The organism is Adlercreutzia sp. DFI.6.23, assembly GCF_024462535.1.
In the GTDB taxonomy this organism is placed as follows: domain Bacteria; phylum Actinomycetota; class Coriobacteriia; order Coriobacteriales; family Eggerthellaceae; genus Adlercreutzia; species Adlercreutzia rubneri.
On sequence record NZ_JANGBP010000468.1, the window covers coordinates 1 to 303 of the forward strand.

A 303-nucleotide genomic window follows, 5' to 3' on the forward strand; every position below is an offset into this window, starting at 1 on the left:
GCTTAGAAGCAGCCATGCATTTAAAGAGTGCGTAACAGCTCACTGGTCGAGTGGACATGCGCCGACAATTCACGGGGCTAAGCGATGCACCGAAGCGGCGGACTGAGAATTCAGGGGTAGGGGAGCTCTCCGCGGGGGGCGAAGCAGCAGGGCGACCTGCTGTGGACCGCGCGGAGGTGAGATTGCTGGCATGAGTAACGAGACCAGGGCGAGAAACCCTGGCGCCGTGAGCCTAAGGGTTCCTGGGCGAGGCTAATCCCCCCAGGGTCAGTCGGGAGCTAAGGCGAGGCCGAGAGGCGTAGC

At 62.7% G+C, this 303-nt stretch carries 1 rRNA gene; it reads left to right on the forward strand.

From position 1 onward, the window contains the following. A 23S ribosomal RNA gene (locus NE591_RS14180) occupies nt 1-303 on the forward strand; the annotation flags it as partial.